We start from the raw sequence: 15,824 nt of genomic DNA, 5'->3' as shown, positions 1-15,824 counted from the left end.
GCGATATTGGTGACAGTTTTTCCAGGCAGGCCCCGCCGCCCTGGGAGCTTAGGCAGGGGCCCCAACCGCCCGGCGGTGCTCCTGCCGGGCTGCGTCCAGGCGGGCTTCGGCGTCCTCAATGTGCCCCCGGACGGTCTCAACCCGCCGGGCGATAGCCTCCGTGCGGGCGCAGGCGGTGGCGCAGTCCCCGGCGCAACGGGTCATAGCCAGGGCCTCAGCGCACAGGGCCAGGGCGTTCCCCGCCTTAGACAGGGCCCGGTGCAGGTCAGAGTAGACCCCGGTGGGTGAGGCAGGAATGTCCAGGCTCTCGCTGGGAGCTAGCTTCTGGGCTTCGGACGCCAGGTCCCGCACCCGCGGGAGCAGGTCAGCAAGCTCATTGGCTAGGGGCACAATGCTCTCAAAGGTTTGCCCCGGCGGGACCCGCTCAAGGATCTGGTGGAAGCGGTCCAGGCCCCGCACAAAACGGTCATGGGCCCGGCGCCACAGCCCCTTACCCAGCTCAGAATCATCGCGACGATTCTGCAGGAAGTCCTTGATACCCACGGGTCCTCCTTCTACTGGGCTGTCTGCGGAATATCTTACGGTTATTAGGTTACCCTAACTAAGCCCGCTTGGGGGTCGCTCCTACAGGGTCAGCAGGATTTTCCCGGTATTCTCCCCAGATTCCAGGCGGGCATGGGCCGCCCCGGCTTCTTCCAGGGGGAAGACAGCACTGGTGTGGACGCCCACCTGCCCGGACTCCACCAGGGGCCAGACCAGCCGCCCCACCGCGTCCACAATCTGCGCCTTCTCAGCAGCAGGGCGGGAGCGCAGGGAGGTGGCGTGGACGCTCAGTCGGCGGGGAATCATGTAGCCCAGGTTCAGCTCCCCCTTGGGTCCACCCTGCACCCCGATCACCGCCATAGAACCACCCACGGCCAGGGTCTTGATGTTCTCAGCCAGGTAGGGGCCGCCCACCATATCCAGCAGGTAGTCCACCCCGCGCCCGTCTGTGAGGTGCCGGGTAACCTCCCGGAAGTTCTCGGTGCGGTAGTTGATAGCGTGGGCCCCCAGGGAGCGAATCAGTTCGCACTTTTCATCACTCCCGGCGGTAGCAATCACCTGCAGCCCCAGGGCTCGCCCCAGCTCAATGGCATGGGTGCCGATCCCACCGGCTCCCCCGTGAACCAGGAGGCTCTTTCCCGCATTGGCCTGGGGTGACTCCGCAGCACCCAGGGTCAGCACCAGGTTGGAGTAGACGGTTGCCGCCACCTCAATCAGCCCGGCGGCATCCGTGAGGCCCACCCCGGCGGGAACGGGCAGGGTATGGGCCAGGTCAACTGCCACATACTCGGCATAGCCGCCCCCGGCCAAGAGGGCGACGCGCTCCTGCCCCAGGTAGGATTCGTCCAGGCCAGGCCCCAGGGCTTCCACCACCCCGGCCACCTCCAGCCCGTAAATGGAACTCGCCCCGGGCGGGGGCGGGTAGAAGCCCTGCCGCTGCACGCAGTCAGCCCGGTTCACCCCGGCAGCCACAACTTTCAGCAGCACCTGCCCCCAGGACGGGGTAGGCACCGGCTGGTCACTCACCGCTAGGACCTCCGGCCCTCCGTGCTCTTCTTCAAGGATCGCGCGCATAGAAACTCCTTACCTCACATCGACAGCCCCTCTCTGGGCAGCAGGCAGGCCCCGGGCCCACCTGCTTACCTAGCCTAGCCAGGGCAGCCCCTCCCCGGGGCGCAGACGGGGAGACTAAGGGCACAAAAGTTTCTATTTGGTATTAGTCCCCTTCACGGTGTAGAGTAGTACGAGTGCTATGCACAGTTTGGATGGTTGTCCGAGCGGCCGAAGGAGCTGGTCTTGAAAACCAGTAGGCGGCAACCCCGTCTCGTGGGTTCAAATCCCACACCATCCGCCACAGAAAACCCGCTTCCTCGACGAAGCGGGTTTTTTCATGCGCAGATTCAAAGACGAAAGCGGGGCCAGGCAGCAACCCATCCCCGCTCGTTCTACGCCAAAGACTTCTAGTGCTAGTAGGTAGAAGAAGTACCGGCGGTGCCGATCAAAACAATAACAAAGGCAATGTAGGCGATGATAATGAGCAGGGAGAGGATGCCCAGCACCAGACCAATCCAGCCGGTGACCTTACCGACGGTTGCTTCAGCTCCGTAGGATTCAGCCTTACGAGCCTGAGAAAGGGCAAGGGGACCAAAAACTACGCCGAGGCCCGCAATCACGATGGACAGAATGCCGAAAATCATGGCGTTCTGGGCGTGCTTCTGCCCCTCAGGGTTTACAGCAACCTGGCCGTAGGGCTGGTTGTAGTTCTGGGTGTAGGGCTGCTCGCTGGGCGCACTGTAGGAGCCGTAGTTCTGACCTGAATTCTGGGGATTCTGCTGGTTGTACGATTCTGACACGCCGTTTTCCTTACTATTGGGTACTGAGTGTTACTTGTGCCATTTTATCAAGTGGCCCACAGCAAGCTCCAGGGTTAGCGCCTGCATCTCACAGGGTTTTGACCGCCGCTACTTTTGTCGCTAGTATGGGTAGAGCTGTGTTGCTAGGCCAGGTTGACGGGCCGAACACACCAGCACCTGGAGACGTGCCAGAGCGGCCGAATGGACTTCACTGCTAATGAAGGGTCGGGGTTAAACTCGACCGGGGGTTCAAATCCCCCCGTCTCCGCCACAAAGAAAACCCCGTTTACCTAGTCTGACTAGAGTAAACGGGGTTTTTGCTTCTACTGGCTTCCTCCCTGGCCCGCCCCAAGCCCACCAGCTGCCCACGGCTACCCGCCGGCGCAGGCGTCGTGGCGCAGGCGTCGTGGCGCAGGCGTCGGGATCTCGTGCCTAGAAGGTCGCAAAGTGGGTCAGGCGGGCCTCCCCGTCGACCAGCTCGTCCCAGTCCCCAGGGACCTCAAAAACCGCCAGGGACGAGGGCGCATACCCGTAAGAGGCATCCATCAGGGCCTCGTAGTCAGAATCCGGGCTGGCCAGTTGCAGGGCCGCGTCCTGCACGCCAGGCAGGTGGGCAATCACCATCAGGGAGTGGACGCCCGCCGGGGTGCGGTTAATCGTCGTCATAAGCTGGGAGGCTGGGGCGTTATAGAGCCGCTCATCCAGGCTGGCAGTCGGTGCCTTCTCACCGAGCGCCTCAGACACCCAGGTTGTCGTCTGCCGGGTCCGCAGGGCCGCAGAGCTCACCATCATCTCAGGCACGAACCCGTGCTCTAGCAGCCAGGCCCCAGCCCGGGGGGCCTGCTCATGACCCCGGCGCGTCAGAGGCCGATTAAAGTCATCAAGCCCCCAGTCAGCCTCAGCATGGCGCATGATAATCAGGGTGCGGGTATCGTGGCGGGGCAGGGCAAAATCGGTCATGCCACCATCCTACCCGCCCCGGCACCGTCCAGCCCGGGGCCCACCCGTCCAGCCCACCCGTCCAGACCATCACCGCCCGGCCCGGGCCTAGGCAACCCCTATAAAACGCTTGAGGGCGTACACCGTTTCTTCCGGCTTCTCAGAGTGGACCCAGTGCCCAGCCCCCTTAATAACGACGCGACGCACCAGGGGGAAGAGCTCTTTCATGGGAGCCAGGTCCTCGTCGGTAATGTAGGGCGAGTTTCCCCCGGCAAGCCAGAGGACAGGGCCGTCATAGTGGCCCTCCGCCCCGGGCCAGCCCATAATGGCCGCCAGGTTCTCCCTCAGCATGGTTAGGTTGGGTTCCCAGGTGTTCCCCTGCTTGGTCATGGACAGGTTCTGTAGCAGGAAGGCCCGGGTGCCTGCCGCGGGCACGTTCACCGCAAGGTCGCGGTCGGCCTGGGAGCGGGTGGTGTAGGTGTCAATAGGCAGGTTCAGCATGGAATCCATCAGGATCTCAAAGCTGCCCTTGGAGTTACCGGGTGCTATATCTATCACCACGAGTTTTTCCACCAGGTGGGGGTGGCGCAGGGCCAGGAGCATAGCGATTTTTCCGCCCATAGAGTGGCCCATCAGGATAATTTTCTCCCCTGCAGCGTATTCTTCAACAGCTTCTGCGGCCAGGTCAGCCATGGTGCGGTAGTCGAAGCTGTCGGTCCAGTAGCTGGCCCCGTGGTTGGGTAGGTCAACTAATAGGGTTTGGACGTCACCACCCAGGGCCTTGGCGATTCGGGTGAAGTTCTTACCGCGCCCTAATAGGCCGTGCAGGAAGACGGTTTTGATGGGGCCAGATCCGACGAGGGAAGTCTTGAGGGCAGTAGAAGTCATGACTTCTACTTTACGGTGTCCCCTGCCCTGGGAAAGGCAAAGGCGCCGCCCCGGCGATGAAGCCGGTGGCGGCGCCTGGTGCCAGGAACCTTAGATGGAGTATTCGGGGGCTGCCCAGACGACAACCTCGGGGTGCTCGTAGAAGCGGTAGCCCTGGCCGCGGACGGTCCGCACAGTGTTGGAGAGGCGGCCCAGCTTGGAGCGTAGGCGGCGGATGTGGACGTCGATGGTGCGCTCGTTGGGCACTTCTTCGGCGTCGCGCCAGAGGCTGGTCAGGAGTTCTTCGCGGGCAACAGTGCGCTGGCCGTTCTCTACCAGGTAGTTGAGGAGCTCAAATTCCTTGTAGGTGAGGTTCAGCAGCTCGCCGTCCAGGAAAACTTCACGGCGGGAAAGATCAATCAGGACGCCGACGCTGTGGGTGGGCTTGGTGTCTTCGGCAGACACCTGGTGGGTGGCGGTCGGTACGGCCTCAGGCTGGTAGTGCACGGCGGTGGGATCGCCCAGGGCGTTGCGGACAACTTCAAGGTCGGTTCCCTGCGCGTCAGAGGGTGCGAGGGCGACCGCTGCGTAGGATTCAGCTCCGGGTACCTGGTTCTGGACGTAAGCGCGAGTGTCCTGAACAATTCGCACGAGGGAGGTTCCGTGGCTGGCGGCAGCTTCTTCGCTGAGGCCAACGTAAATCACGAAGCCACGGGCTTCATTTTCAGGAGCAATGGCGCGAGGGGGCTCTGGCTTATAAGTCATCGGGCGAAGATTAGTGGGTTGCTGCTTAGCGAGGCCACGGCCAAGACCTGCGGCGCCATGCTGGCGTTGTGCGGCAGAGCGATTGCGCTGTGAGATGTGTACGTATCCCGGTGCACCTGACATTTGTCTACCTTCTCCCTTATCTCTCAGTTACAAGATGTGTGGTTCCTGATAGGCAGCGTGTGTGATGAGGGTTGCTGTCTACTTTTAATCGTTGTCGCTTGGCGCGTATAAATCAAGTAACATTCGAAAAATTCTCCCAGGAATTTTTCTCTCCCCGGCGGTTCCCCCTCAGCCAGGGTGAAATTTTTTTCTAGATAAAGCATAAGTTTGCAGTTTATGCAGAGAAAATTCGGCAGATTTTAGGGGGAATCGTGCATATTTTTGCCCCCACCTACTCCTGGGCAAGCTAGAACGTGTTCTAGGTCATTTGTCAAGGGAGTGCATTTTCACCCTCGTCTCACCATGTAAAACCCGCGTAGCCCACCCGGCTTTTTCACGCCGTCCGCCCCCATAAAATCAGAGGGGCATCCAACCCGTCAGGCTGGATGCCCCGCTGATCGGAGGTCACTTATTCAGCGACGCCGTAGAGGCGGTCACCCGCGTCGCCCAGGCCGGGCACAATGTAGGACTTCTCATTCAGACGCTCGTCCTGGGCAGCCAGGAAGAGGTCAATGTTCTCTAGCCCCTCAACACCCTTTTCAAGGGCTGCGATGCCCTCGGGGGCACCCAGCACACAGATACAGGTGATGTGTTCAGCGCCGCGGGCACGCAGGAACTTAATAGCTTCGATCAGGGTGCCGCCGGTTGCCAGCATGGGGTCCAGGACGTACACCTGGCGGCCGGTTAGGTCTTCCGGCAGGCGCTCAGCATAGGTGACGATATCCAGGGTTTCTTCGTTGCGGGCCATACCCAAAAAGCCAACTTCAGCGGTGGGAATCAGGCGGGTCATGCCTTCCAGCATGCCTAGGCCAGCACGCAGAATCGGGACGATCAGCGGGCGGGGGTTGGCGATGTGGGAGCCAACCGTGGTTGCGACGGGGGTTTCCACTTCGCGGGGCTCAACGCGGATTTCGCGGGTCGCCTCGTAGGCCAGTAGGGTCACGAGCTCATCTACCAGCTGACGGAAGGTAGGGGACGGGGTGTTCTTGTCGCGAAGAACAGTGATTTTATGATCGACGAGGGGGTGGTCGAGAACTTTAATACGCATACCTTAAAGCTACCACTCCACCCACCCCGCCCCCTGACTGCCCAGCCCGCAACAGGGGTTAGACTGACACCAAGCGACTACCACCATAGAGGGGAACCGTTTGGACACCACACCCACCACCAGCACAGACCCGGAATTTAACGCCGCCTTAGAGGACGTGCTCGAACGTTTGGCTGGGGTAAACGCTATCCTTGCCGACCAGTAGAGCCACCTAGCCCAGTAAGCCCCGCCCGCCGCAGGGGCCCCCACAGCCCGCCGTGATACTGACTTGCTGGGCAGACGAGTATCACCGGAGTATCAGGGCTTAACATTTTTATGTCAGATTTACGTTGCGGGGCCGTTTTTGGGCATGAAAAAACCCGTTCCCCCTAGCTCTGACTAGGCGAAACGGGTTTTTATCGCTGGCGGTGACGGAGGGATTTGAACCCTCGGTACGGGGTTACCGTACACAACATTTCGAGTGTTGCACCTTCGGCCGCTCGGACACGTCACCAAACGTGAAAAGTCTACCCTAGTTACCTACCTGCCTCAACTTGCTGACCGGAGCTTGAGGGGTTTATTCTGCGCTGATTCACCTAGTATTCCAGGGGCAGGACGGGGGTGTCTGCCTGCTTGCCCCGGGTGATGCTGGGCGCGGTTTTAGGCTTCTGCGATGATGTAGCCGTCAATGGTGAGCATCGCTATGTCTGCCGCCTGGCTGTCAGTGCGGTGGGTGCCGTAGCGGGCCTCGTCGATCGAGAGCATGAAGACCGCACCAAAGATTATGATGGCCAGCTCCTCTGGCTTACACTCGTTTCGAACCGTGTAGAAGCGTGAGAGGCGCTCGATATGGCCGGTCAGAAAGGCAATAATCTCGGTTCGGATCTGGGCGGTGGTCGGCGACCACTCTTCACCGCTGTGCCATAGTTCTGACACCCACAGGCGGGCAAAACCGGGGTGGTTCTTGATATAGCGAATCGCCGCGCGGAGGGCCCCATGAATTGCCGCCCGGGGGTCTTCCTCCTGGCTGGCCAGGTTCATCTCTGCCAGAAGGAGCTTGGCCCCGTACTGGAGGAGCTGGTCAATCATGGTCTTTTTCGAACCAAAATTGTAGTAGACGGTACCCTTCGACACCCCAGCACGTTCGGCAATATCTTCGACGGTGGTAGCAAGGGGGCCGCCCTCGTTCATAATCCCCATGGCAGCTTCAAAAAGCTTGAGCTGGGTTTTGTTGGTGCGGCCAGGACGGCGGGTTGCGGCTGCGGCAACAGGTGTTTGGTGGGCGTAGACTACCTGCTCCATCTGCTGTCGGGTCACCCCTCTCCCCTTAGTTATTTGAAGAAATCACAGTGCTTTTTCAAAGATACATGATTCTGGTGAAGTCTGCTGGTACTTTCTGCCCGGTTCACTAGCTTGTTTTTCTGTTACCGCTGTTGCTCGAAGAAATCAGTGAGCAGTTCGGCGCATTCTGCCTGGCGCACACCGGGGTAAACCTCAACCCAGTGATTGACCTTGCGATCTCGTAGTACATCGTACACGCTTCCCACGGCCCCGGTTTTGGGTTCCCAGGCTCCCATGACCAGGGTGGGGATTCGGGCTAGGAGGATAGCCCCGGCGCACATGAGGCAGGGTTCGAGGGTGACGATCAGGGTGCAGCCGTCAAGCCGCCAGGTTCCTAGGTGCTCGGCCGCCTGCCGGATTGCCAGAACTTCTGCGTGGGCGGTGGGGTCGGCGTCGGCTTCGCGGCGGTTGTGGCCGCACCCAATGACTTGCCCGTCCGCGTCGATGATAACCGCCCCGATGGGTACGTCCTCGCTTGCCAGGGCCTTGCGGGCCTCGTCGAGGGCGAGGCCCATGAGTTCTTCGTGGTGGGGGTTGCGGGGGCGGTCGCTCAGGACGGGGCGGGGCATGGTTCCTTCACAGGTTGAGGGCAGGAGCTAGTTGGTGAGGGCCAGGGCGTAGGGTAGGACGGCCGTCGCCCCGTCCTGGCGCAGGGCACGGGCAGTAACCGTGCTTGACCAGCGGGAGTCAATGAGGTCTGTGACCAGTAGGACGGGGCCGGGGTGGTTGGCTAGGTAGTCCCTCGCCTGCGGTGGGAGCTGGTAGGCCCCCAGCACTCCGGCGCAGCGGAAGACGCTGTTTCCCCCAAAATGGGTTGGTTCCTTGATAACCTCCAGGTCGCCCAGGTCGACGAGCCGCCCGGCTGCCGCGATGCCCCGGGCCAGGGAGGAGGCCAGTTGCGGACGGACTGGCGAGGGTAGGCCGATGAGGGCAACCGGGCGTTCGTCCCAGCCCCATTCGGCGAGGACCTGCAGGCTGGCCCGTCCCAGGTCGGCGGGCACGGGGCCGTCAAGAACCTGACCCTGGGGGCCGGGGGCGAAAATCTCGCGCAGGCGGTTGCCCCACCCTAAGTCGGTGAGTCGGGCCAGGGCCCGGCCCTCGTCGGCTCGCTCATCTACCGCAATTTTGCCGCGCAGGGGTTTGCCGGTGCTCTCTTGGATAGCCCCCGGGGCCAGCCGGTCGAGACCGGTGGGCCACATGCCGCGGGGCTCAATAGCTACGCCCACACGCGCTAGGGTCTGGTTGGCCGTCTGTGTGGCTGAGGCGTCAAACCCGGTGGGGTACCAGGGCCCGGCGCAGACGTCACAGCGGCCGCAGGGGCTTGCGCCGGTATCGTCCAGTTCCCGGGCCAGGAAAACCATCCGGCAGGTGTCGGTGCGCTGGTAGGCCAGCATAGCCTCCTGCTCCCTCTCCCGGGCCTGTCGCACCCGGGCATACCGGGCGGCGTCGTACTGCCAGGGGTGCCCGGTAGCTACCCAGCCGCGAGCGCCCTTCTCCACGGCCCCCTCAACAGCCAGCACTTTCAGGAGCAGATCAAGGGAGGAGCGGCGGACGTCCACCCGGGCTTCCAGGGCCGGGACGCTCAGCTCCTGCCCCGACGCGGTTGCCTCTGCCAGCGCAGCCAGCACCGCCGCCGTATTCTCTTCAGTGGGCATAGAGGCGGTTGCGAAATAGTCCCAAATCTCCCGGTCTTCAGTGCCCGGGAGCAGGAGCACATCAGCCTGAATAGCCCCGCGCCCGGCGCGGCCAACCTGCTGGTAGTAGGCTACGGCGCTTGAGGGGGCACCCAGGTGGACCACAAACCCCAGATCCGGCTTATCAAAGCCCATGCCCAGGGCACTGGTAGCGACCAGGGCCTTCACCCGGTTTTCCTTCAGGGCCGCTTCAGCCTCCCGACGCTCGTCGGGGTCGGTCTTCCCGCTATAGGCCAGCACCTCGTAACCAGCGGCCCGCAGGGCCCGCGCCGTATCGTCAGCCGCCGAGACAGTCAGCGTATAGATAATGCCCGAACCCGGTAGGTTCCGCAGGTGGGTGGCCAGCCAGCCCAGCCGGTCGGCGGCAGTCGGTAGTTTCAGGACGCCCAGGCGCAAGGACTCTCGGGACAGGGGCCCGCGTAGCAGGAAAACCTCCCCGCCAGCCCCCTGGCCGCCCGTACCCAGCTGCTCGGCGACGTCCTGCACCACCCGCCCGTTAGCCGTAGCCGTCGTTGCCAGCACCGGAACGTCTGCAGGCAGGGCGGCGATCAGGTCACGGATCCGGCGGTAGTCGGGGCGGAAGTCATGGCCCCAGTCAGAAATACAGTGGGCCTCATCAATCACCAGCAACCCCAGGTTGCGAACGAGGTCGGGCAACCAGTCAGTTCGAAAAGCCGGGTTATTGAGCCGCTCAGGGCCCACCAGGAGCACATCCACCTCACCGGCAGCGAGCTGGGCCCGCACGGCCTCCCACTCGGTCACGTTCGACGAATTGACCATAGCCGCCCGCACCCCGGCGCGGGCAGCGGCCTCCACCTGGTCGCGCATCAGCGCCAGCAGGGGCGAAACAATTAGGGCAGGCCCGCTTCCGCGTCGGCGCAACAGCAAGGCAGACAGAAAGTAAACGGCAGACTTACCCCAGCCCGTCCGCTGAATCACCAGGGCCCGGCGCCGGTGCTCCACCAGGGCCTCAATAGCCTCAAACTGGCCGGGATGAAAATCAGCGGACGCAGCGCCGGTCAGCTGGGTAAGAAGCTGCCGGGCTTCACTTCTCAAGGGACTATCTGCCATCTACTAGGGCTTTCCTAGCGACCCATGTAGGACCGCTGCAGCTGCCACTGACGGTAGGCCACAGTGTTACGCATGTACTCGCTCACGGGGCGCTTCCACGCGAAAACCAAGAAGACAATAGCCAAGATAGCGTTGATGGGGCCAAACAGCATGACCCAGTGGAAGGCCACGAAGTAGCCGATAACATCTAGCAGGCTCAAGATGCTGAAACCCGCGAAGATAGTCAGCACAATACGGGCCCAGTTACGCCCCTTACCCATGAAAATAATGAACAGCAGCTGGATCGCTAACCACACCAGCGAGAAACCGATAGCAAAAGCCATGATGACAGCCATCGTACCCGAGGCATTCAGCAGCTCAGCCTGTGCCTCCTGGGCGTCAGCGCCAGGCATGGACGAGCTGCCGAGCAGCATCTCTGTCACACCGTTTTGCACGGCCAGGAGTTCCTTGACGAAAATAGCGTTCAAGACCGCTGCAAGCAGGCTAACCCCCAGCATGATGTACTGAATCATCATCGCAGTTTTAAGTTCCTGGGGCTTCGCAGGGGCGTCCATGTGGGCTGGCAGGCCCTGACCATAGGCCTGGGCGTAGGACTCGTAGGCCCCGCCCCCATAGGCCGGAGCAGGCTGCCCCCCGTAGGCCGGAGGCTGCGGCTGGTTGGGGTAGGGCTGGGGCTGGTAGTTACCGGTTGGCTCACTCATGGAATCGCTCCTAGTGGTGTGGGGGTGTACTGTTTTTCTCTCACATTAAGCCTAGCTGGCTGTGGCCAAGACCACCAGGGATTTCGCTGACCGCTAGGCCAACCCCGCCCCTCCTCCGGGACAGGCAACCCCGCGCCGGAGCAGGCTGCTCCCGCCCAGCCGGGGCCAGGCCGTCCTGAAAAATGCCGGGCTAGGCAACCTCAAAGATCCCGCGAGCGCGATCCTTCTTCACCGCAGAAGCCGGGAAGATTCGGCCACTCATAGAGATGTAGACACCCGGTTCTAGCAAGTTGAGGGCGGCGACGGCCGCGCCCAGGTTGAAGCTGGCGTCGGACTTACGCATGGAGGCAGGCTGCATGGCCCCGGTCAGCACAACGACCTTGTCGCCCAGGTCGGCGTGGGCCTCCAGGTAGCGGGCGGTTTCAGGCATGGTGTCGGTGCCGTGGGTGATAATCACGCGGTCATGGGTGACGGCGTTGAGGGCCTCGGTCAGCACGGCGCGGTCGGCATCAACCATATCGAGGCTATCGAGCTTGAGGACGCTACGGACCTCAAAGGTGGTGTCGGTCAGCACGAAGCTCAGCAGTTCAGGGACGGAAGGTTCACCGATCTCAAGTTCACCGGCAACGGAGTAGACCTTGTCGAAGGTTCCGCCGGTGGTCAGGATGGTGACATGGTCTGCGTTCTTGATAGGCATGGTTTCCTTGTGAAGACGGGCGTATGTGCGGGGTTTTCTAGGGTCTAAGTCTACTGGAGGGCAGCTGACCGATGCAGGAGCCTGCCAGCTGCTGAGAAGGGTCTGTAGCATGGGGGTGAACGTATTTTGATGAAAGGATCCCCTCATGACTGCCTCTACCAACCGTCTTGACCTACGTTTCCCCATTGTGGGTGCCCAGTGGCTTTCAGCCAATATCGCCGCCCCTAACCTGATTATTCTGGACGCTTCTGTGGGCAAGTTCGCCGGGGCCAGCACGGGTATTCCGGGGGCCCGCCGTTTTGATATTGACGGGGAGTTCAGCGCACCCGAGGGGGTACACACCATGCTGGGGGCTGAGGAGTTTGAGGCGAAGGTGCGGGCCCTGGGCATTGGGCAGGACGCCGCCATCGTGGTCTACGACCGCCAGGGCATGTTCTCAGCCGCCCGCGGCTGGTTCATGTTTGTGGCTATGGGGCACGATAACGTCGCCGTGCTCGACGGTGGCCTGCCCGCCTGGGAGGCAGCAGGTTTCAACCAGCTCCCCCTCAACGAAGGCCCCTTCACCCCCGGTTCCTTCGTGGCAGAAGACCGCGGCCTCTTCGTTGACGCGCTCACCACCAAGGCCTTTGCCGAGCGTCAGGACGCCGCCGTCATTGACGCCCGTAGCGCCGAACGCTTTGCTGGCACCGCCCCTGAGCCCCGTCCTGGCCTGCGGGCTGGCCACATTCCCGGCTCCGTCAACCTGCCCTTCACTTCCCTGCTGGATGAGCAGGGAAAGTTCCGGGCACCGGAGGAGGTCAAGGCCGCCGTGGACGCCGTCGCCGGGGACGCTGAAACCCTCATCTTCTCCTGTGGCTCCGGCGTGACCGCCTGCATTGACGCCCTAGCGGCCTATGTTTCTGGTTATAACGAGATCGCGGTGTACGACGGCTCCTGGGCCGAGTGGGGCGCAGAGGACCCGGCGGGCCTGCGCCCCGTTGAGCAGTAGCGCTACTGGTCGAAGTTTTCGGTCCAGTAGTCGTTGGCTCCGGTGATGTTGCCGTCCTCGTCGTAGAGGTAGAAGCCCTTGCGGTCGGCAACACCACTGAAGCCGTCTTCTAGAGCCTCCTTGAGTTTGGCGCCAAACTCGCGCACGGTGGCGTCCTCGCTGGCCGAGGCGATGTGGGAGGCGACGTTGAAACCCACGGTGTCATAGGCGGCGAAGGGGCCTGCCTTGGTACCGGTAGCGATGGTCCAGGCCTTATCGATTTCTTCAGGGGTGCCTACGCCATTGACGTAGAGCTTCGCGCCGGCATCGAGCCAGGGAATGAGCAGGGAGTTCAGCAGGTAGCCGGGCTGCTCCTTGCGGACGTAGACAGGGACCATGCCGGTTTCTTCGGCGTAGCGGATGGCGTCCTTGATGCTTTCTTCGTCGGTCTTGGCGGTGCCCATAATTTCGGCGGTGTTGCGTACCCAGACGAGGTTGGCGTAGTGGATGGCCAAGAAGCGGTCGGTGTGGCCGCTAGCATCTGCGAAGTTAGAGGGTAGCAGGGACGAGGTGTTGGTAGCGAGCAGGGTGCGTTCATCGACCAGCTCCCCCACCTTGGCCCAGGTTTCGCGCTTGAGGTCGAGGTTCTCAGGCACGGCCTCGATGACAATATCGACGTCGCTGACCGCTTCCTTGAGGTCGCTGGTGGGAACGATGCGGGCGATGGCTTCGTCGAACTTTTCGGGGGTGTAGTCGGGAAGGTCTTGTTCGTAGCCCTGACGGATCCAGGCCCAGCGGTCGGTTAGTTTTTCGAGGGCTTCGGGGAAGGGATCGTATGCAAATACCTTCTTGCCGTGCCAGGCTGCCTGCATGATGATTTGTGAGCCCAGGACGCCGGTACCGAGAACAGCTACGGTTTTGAATTCGCGTGACATGGTGGTCTTCTCCTTCGAAGAGTTCTTGTTCTGATACAGCCAACATTACTCCTCCCACCACCATTAATAAACTTTACATTGAAAGTATTACCAAATATTGCAGAACTGCACCCATGACCTTTTAAGAAGGTGCTCCGGTGAGCGTTACAGGTTTGAGCACTACTGACGCATATGAAGTTTTCTGGCACGCATACCCGAGGGCAGACAAAAATCCCGCCCCAGCCCACAGCTGAAACGGGATTTAGACGGTGCGCCCTGTGGGGCTCGAACCCACGACCCACGGATTAAAAGTTTTCGCCTTGGTTGCCTCCAGAAACCTGAACAAGGATTCACTGCGCATGCTGGTTACTTTGATAAAACAGTAACCCCGGCGATGTGCAAAGAGCAGGGATCGTTCCGGGGTTTTCACTCTTCAGTGTAATACTAGGAACCATGGGAGACGCTTTTCTGCCTATAACCCTGTCAAACGATGGCTTCAGGAAAAATAAAACCCCGCTAGTTCCTTGTAAACAAAGGGAACCAACGGGGCTATAAGATGTGCGCCCTGTGGGGCTCGAACCCACGACCCACGGATTAAAAGTCCGATGCTCTACCAACTGAGCTAAAGGCGCTCCACTGAGTAAACTCAGCGCCTTCCACTATACACCCCCGTGACGCAAAGCTCCAAAAACCCGGCCGCAACAGGCGTCCGCGCCGCTGCCGTGCTCTAATAGCTGTGTGACCGCCCTACACCAGTACCTCCTAGCCCTCGTCTTCTTCGTCGGCTGCACCACCGTCCTACTCGCAGCCGCCCGAATCAAACTCGCCTGGCAGCCCTACCTCACCATTCTCAGGGCCTGCCTGCAGCTCGCCATCATTGCCCTCCTGCTGCACGGTATTCTGGCAGCCCCCTGGGCCCTAGCCCTCTTCATCGCGCTCATGCTCACCACCGCCACCGTCACCTCGAGCAAACACAGCAGGCGCCTCCATCGGGGCGTCCCCGCCACTGCCCTAGCAATCACCGCAGGCTCCCTCGCCGCAGTAACCCTCATCTTCCTCCTCGGCCTCGTCCCCTACTCCACCCAAAACCTGGTAGCCGTTGCGGGCATCATCATCGGCGGCACCATGACCATCACAACCCTCACCGCCCGCAACTTCACCACCCTCGCCACCGCCCGACAGGGTGAAATCGAAGGCTGGCTAGCACTGGGAGCCTCCGCCCCCGTCGCCTATCGCGACATCACCAAAGCCGCTATCACCGAGGCCCTCACACCCGGCCTCGACCAGACCCGCGCCACCGGCCTCGTCACCCTGCCCGGCACCTTCGTCGGCGCCCTCATGGGAGGGGCCTCTCCCCTACTCGCCGCCCAGCTCCAAATCGCCGTCCTGGCAGGCCAAACCCTGGCAGGAACCATCGCAGCCCTGCTCCTCACCAGCATTATCACCCGCACCCGAGTTTTACCTCTCAGCGCATAGCCTTCCGCTGAGCACTCCGGCAGTTCTACACTGGTAGGCATGCCATCTGACGCCCGCTTTCACCGCCCCGTCCGCCTCTCCACCGAAAAATTTGAACGCTACCAGGGGGCAGGAAGCCCTGAAGACCTCGCCGCAGCAGCCCAAGCCTCTGCCCGGGCCATCCTCGCCCGTGGACGAGCCAACGAAGACCCCTCCGTCACCAAACGCCTGGTGCACTACACCGACGAATTCGGTATAGAAGCCGTCGCCGAGCTCTGGTCCCAGGCAGCCCCTGTCACAACCGCCGGTGCCCTCTGGCGTATCTACGCCCTGCGCGGCGTCATTCGCGCCAACGCCCAGCTCATGAGCCACTACTACGAACGCGGCATGCACTCGTCCCTGCTCTCCCAGGCCCTCGCCGGCGTCCCGACCCCACCGACCGCCGATGAAATCTCCGCTACCGTCGACGAAATCCTAGCCGGCGCCTACACCGGCGACTTCGACGTCGCCCTCAACCGTTTTGCCGCCTTCTGCCGGGTACTTGCCCTGGGGCAGGACGACATCGCCCTCGAACTGAGGCACGGCAGCACCCTTGACCCCCGCAATCACCACCAGGACGCCCCGGGCCGCCGCCACCTGCCCTCCCCTGAAGTACGCGACGAAGCAGCCACCCGGGCCGCCCGTCTCCGAGCAGCTGCCCGAAAGCTCACCGGCACAGCCCGCGAACTCGACACAGCAGCTGAACACTGGCGGGCCGGAAGACTCGACTAGTACGGGCCTAAAATCAAAAGCCCGGCCCCCCTTCCAGCTGGAAGAGGGGCCGGGCTT

16 protein-coding genes and 4 tRNA genes are annotated in these 15,824 nt (G+C 62.0%); 5 read left to right on the top strand and 15 right to left on the bottom strand.

What is annotated here, in order from left to right; genetic code table 11:
• Positions 1-48: 48 nt before the first annotated feature.
• On the bottom strand, positions 49-543 hold the full coding sequence (locus L7A15_RS06165; RefSeq protein ID WP_237212367.1) for a dehydrogenase: 495 nt from the start codon (positions 541-543) through the stop codon (positions 49-51).
• Positions 544-624: 81 nt separating this feature from the next.
• Positions 625-1,617 carry an NAD(P)H-quinone oxidoreductase gene (locus L7A15_RS06160; protein WP_237201964.1) on the bottom strand — a complete coding sequence of 331 codons (993 nt, stop codon included), beginning with the start codon at positions 1,615-1,617 and terminating at the stop codon, positions 625-627.
• A 189-nt stretch (positions 1,618-1,806) separates the two neighbouring features.
• Here L7A15_RS06160 and L7A15_RS06155 point away from each other — a divergent pair.
• A tRNA-Ser gene (locus L7A15_RS06155) sits at positions 1,807-1,897 on the top strand.
• A gap of 112 nt (positions 1,898-2,009) precedes the next feature.
• Here L7A15_RS06155 and L7A15_RS06150 read toward each other — a convergent pair.
• A complete protein-coding gene (locus L7A15_RS06150; protein WP_237187721.1) occupies positions 2,010-2,396 on the bottom strand; it encodes a hypothetical protein in 387 nt (128 codons plus the stop codon).
• 179 nt (positions 2,397-2,575) lie between these two features.
• Between L7A15_RS06150 and L7A15_RS06145 the strand changes: the two genes are divergently transcribed.
• Positions 2,576-2,667 (top strand) — tRNA-Ser (locus L7A15_RS06145).
• Between the two features lie 161 nt (positions 2,668-2,828).
• Here the strand turns inward: L7A15_RS06145 and L7A15_RS06140 are convergent.
• The 10 genes from L7A15_RS06140 to L7A15_RS06095 all read right to left on the bottom strand — a co-directional run bounded on the left by L7A15_RS06140 (position 2,829) and on the right by L7A15_RS06095 (position 11,660).
• Positions 2,829-3,356 (bottom strand): SixA phosphatase family protein, encoded by a 528-nt coding sequence (locus L7A15_RS06140; RefSeq protein ID WP_237201965.1) that lies wholly within the window; start codon positions 3,354-3,356, stop codon positions 2,829-2,831.
• 87 nt (positions 3,357-3,443) lie between these two features.
• Complete coding sequence (locus tag L7A15_RS06135; protein WP_237201966.1) at positions 3,444-4,223, bottom strand: alpha/beta fold hydrolase; 780 nt, start codon at positions 4,221-4,223, stop codon at positions 3,444-3,446.
• Between the two features lie 90 nt (positions 4,224-4,313).
• Positions 4,314-5,090 (bottom strand): winged helix-turn-helix domain-containing protein, encoded by a 777-nt coding sequence (locus tag L7A15_RS06130; RefSeq protein WP_237187724.1) that lies wholly within the window; start codon positions 5,088-5,090, stop codon positions 4,314-4,316.
• Positions 5,091-5,538: 448 nt separating this feature from the next.
• On the bottom strand, positions 5,539-6,177 hold the full coding sequence (upp, locus tag L7A15_RS06125; protein WP_237187725.1) for a uracil phosphoribosyltransferase: 639 nt from the start codon (positions 6,175-6,177) through the stop codon (positions 5,539-5,541).
• 402 nt (positions 6,178-6,579) lie between these two features.
• A tRNA-Ser gene (locus L7A15_RS06120) sits at positions 6,580-6,670 on the bottom strand.
• A 146-nt stretch (positions 6,671-6,816) separates the two neighbouring features.
• Complete coding sequence (locus tag L7A15_RS06115) at positions 6,817-7,473, bottom strand: TetR/AcrR family transcriptional regulator (RefSeq protein WP_237187726.1); 657 nt, start codon at positions 7,471-7,473, stop codon at positions 6,817-6,819.
• A 107-nt stretch (positions 7,474-7,580) separates the two neighbouring features.
• Complete coding sequence (tadA, locus tag L7A15_RS06110; RefSeq protein ID WP_237201968.1) at positions 7,581-8,066, bottom strand: tRNA adenosine(34) deaminase TadA; 486 nt, start codon at positions 8,064-8,066, stop codon at positions 7,581-7,583.
• 27 nt (positions 8,067-8,093) lie between these two features.
• The gene (locus L7A15_RS06105; protein ID WP_237208583.1) at positions 8,094-10,262 is read right to left on the bottom strand and encodes a RecQ family ATP-dependent DNA helicase; all 2,169 of its coding nucleotides are present in this window, start codon (positions 10,260-10,262) and stop codon (positions 8,094-8,096) included.
• A gap of 14 nt (positions 10,263-10,276) precedes the next feature.
• The gene (locus L7A15_RS06100) at positions 10,277-10,963 is read right to left on the bottom strand and encodes a hypothetical protein (RefSeq protein WP_237208584.1); all 687 of its coding nucleotides are present in this window, start codon (positions 10,961-10,963) and stop codon (positions 10,277-10,279) included.
• 190 nt (positions 10,964-11,153) lie between these two features.
• Positions 11,154-11,660 (bottom strand): asparaginase domain-containing protein, encoded by a 507-nt coding sequence (locus L7A15_RS06095; RefSeq protein ID WP_237208585.1) that lies wholly within the window; start codon positions 11,658-11,660, stop codon positions 11,154-11,156.
• Between the two features lie 145 nt (positions 11,661-11,805).
• Between L7A15_RS06095 and L7A15_RS06090 the strand changes: the two genes are divergently transcribed.
• Complete coding sequence (locus L7A15_RS06090) at positions 11,806-12,648, top strand: sulfurtransferase (protein ID WP_237208586.1); 843 nt, start codon at positions 11,806-11,808, stop codon at positions 12,646-12,648.
• A 2-nt stretch (positions 12,649-12,650) separates the two neighbouring features.
• Here the strand turns inward: L7A15_RS06090 and L7A15_RS06085 are convergent, their stop codons facing one another.
• A complete protein-coding gene (locus tag L7A15_RS06085; RefSeq protein ID WP_237208587.1) occupies positions 12,651-13,562 on the bottom strand; it encodes a 3-hydroxyacyl-CoA dehydrogenase NAD-binding domain-containing protein in 912 nt (303 codons plus the stop codon).
• 538 nt (positions 13,563-14,100) lie between these two features.
• Positions 14,101-14,173: transfer RNA gene (locus L7A15_RS06080), tRNA-Lys, on the bottom strand.
• A 106-nt stretch (positions 14,174-14,279) separates the two neighbouring features.
• Between L7A15_RS06080 and L7A15_RS06075 the strand changes: the two genes are divergently transcribed.
• Together L7A15_RS06075 and L7A15_RS06070 are read left to right on the top strand one after the other, a co-directional pair.
• Positions 14,280-15,017 carry an ABC transporter permease gene (locus L7A15_RS06075; protein WP_237208588.1) on the top strand — a complete coding sequence of 246 codons (738 nt, stop codon included), beginning with the start codon at positions 14,280-14,282 and terminating at the stop codon, positions 15,015-15,017.
• 39 nt (positions 15,018-15,056) lie between these two features.
• Positions 15,057-15,767, top strand: a complete 711-nt coding sequence (locus L7A15_RS06070; RefSeq protein ID WP_237208589.1) for a hypothetical protein — start codon at positions 15,057-15,059, stop codon at positions 15,765-15,767.
• Positions 15,768-15,824: the final 57 nt, after the last annotated feature.

It is taken from the genome of Rothia nasimurium, assembly GCF_928391935.1.
GTDB lineage: Bacteria > Actinomycetota > Actinomycetes > Actinomycetales > Micrococcaceae > Rothia > Rothia nasimurium_D.
This window is presented reverse-complemented; position numbering and strand designations above follow the sequence as displayed.

Excerpts from the sequence above, each read along its gene's own strand:
- L7A15_RS06160 (WP_237201964.1), bottom strand. The coding sequence starts at position 1,617 with ATGCGCGCGATCCTTGAAGAAGAGCACGGAGGGCCGGAGGTCCTAGCG.
- L7A15_RS06140 (WP_237201965.1), bottom strand. The coding sequence starts at position 3,356 with ATGACCGATTTTGCCCTGCCCCGCCACGATACCCGCACCCTGATTATC.
- L7A15_RS06135 (WP_237201966.1), bottom strand. The coding sequence starts at position 4,223 with ATGACTTCTACTGCCCTCAAGACTTCCCTCGTCGGATCTGGCCCCATC.
- L7A15_RS06130 (WP_237187724.1), bottom strand. The coding sequence starts at position 5,090 with ATGTCAGGTGCACCGGGATACGTACACATCTCACAGCGCAATCGCTCT.
- upp (WP_237187725.1), bottom strand. The coding sequence starts at position 6,177 with ATGCGTATTAAAGTTCTCGACCACCCCCTCGTCGATCATAAAATCACT.
- tadA (WP_237201968.1), bottom strand. The coding sequence starts at position 8,066 with ATGCCCCGCCCCGTCCTGAGCGACCGCCCCCGCAACCCCCACCACGAA.
- L7A15_RS06105 (WP_237208583.1), bottom strand. The coding sequence starts at position 10,262 with ATGGCAGATAGTCCCTTGAGAAGTGAAGCCCGGCAGCTTCTTACCCAG.
- L7A15_RS06100 (WP_237208584.1), bottom strand. The coding sequence starts at position 10,963 with ATGAGTGAGCCAACCGGTAACTACCAGCCCCAGCCCTACCCCAACCAG.
- L7A15_RS06095 (WP_237208585.1), bottom strand. The coding sequence starts at position 11,660 with ATGCCTATCAAGAACGCAGACCATGTCACCATCCTGACCACCGGCGGA.
- L7A15_RS06090 (WP_237208586.1), top strand. The coding sequence starts at position 11,806 with ATGACTGCCTCTACCAACCGTCTTGACCTACGTTTCCCCATTGTGGGT.
- L7A15_RS06085 (WP_237208587.1), bottom strand. The coding sequence starts at position 13,562 with ATGTCACGCGAATTCAAAACCGTAGCTGTTCTCGGTACCGGCGTCCTG.
- L7A15_RS06070 (WP_237208589.1), top strand. The coding sequence starts at position 15,057 with ATGCCATCTGACGCCCGCTTTCACCGCCCCGTCCGCCTCTCCACCGAA.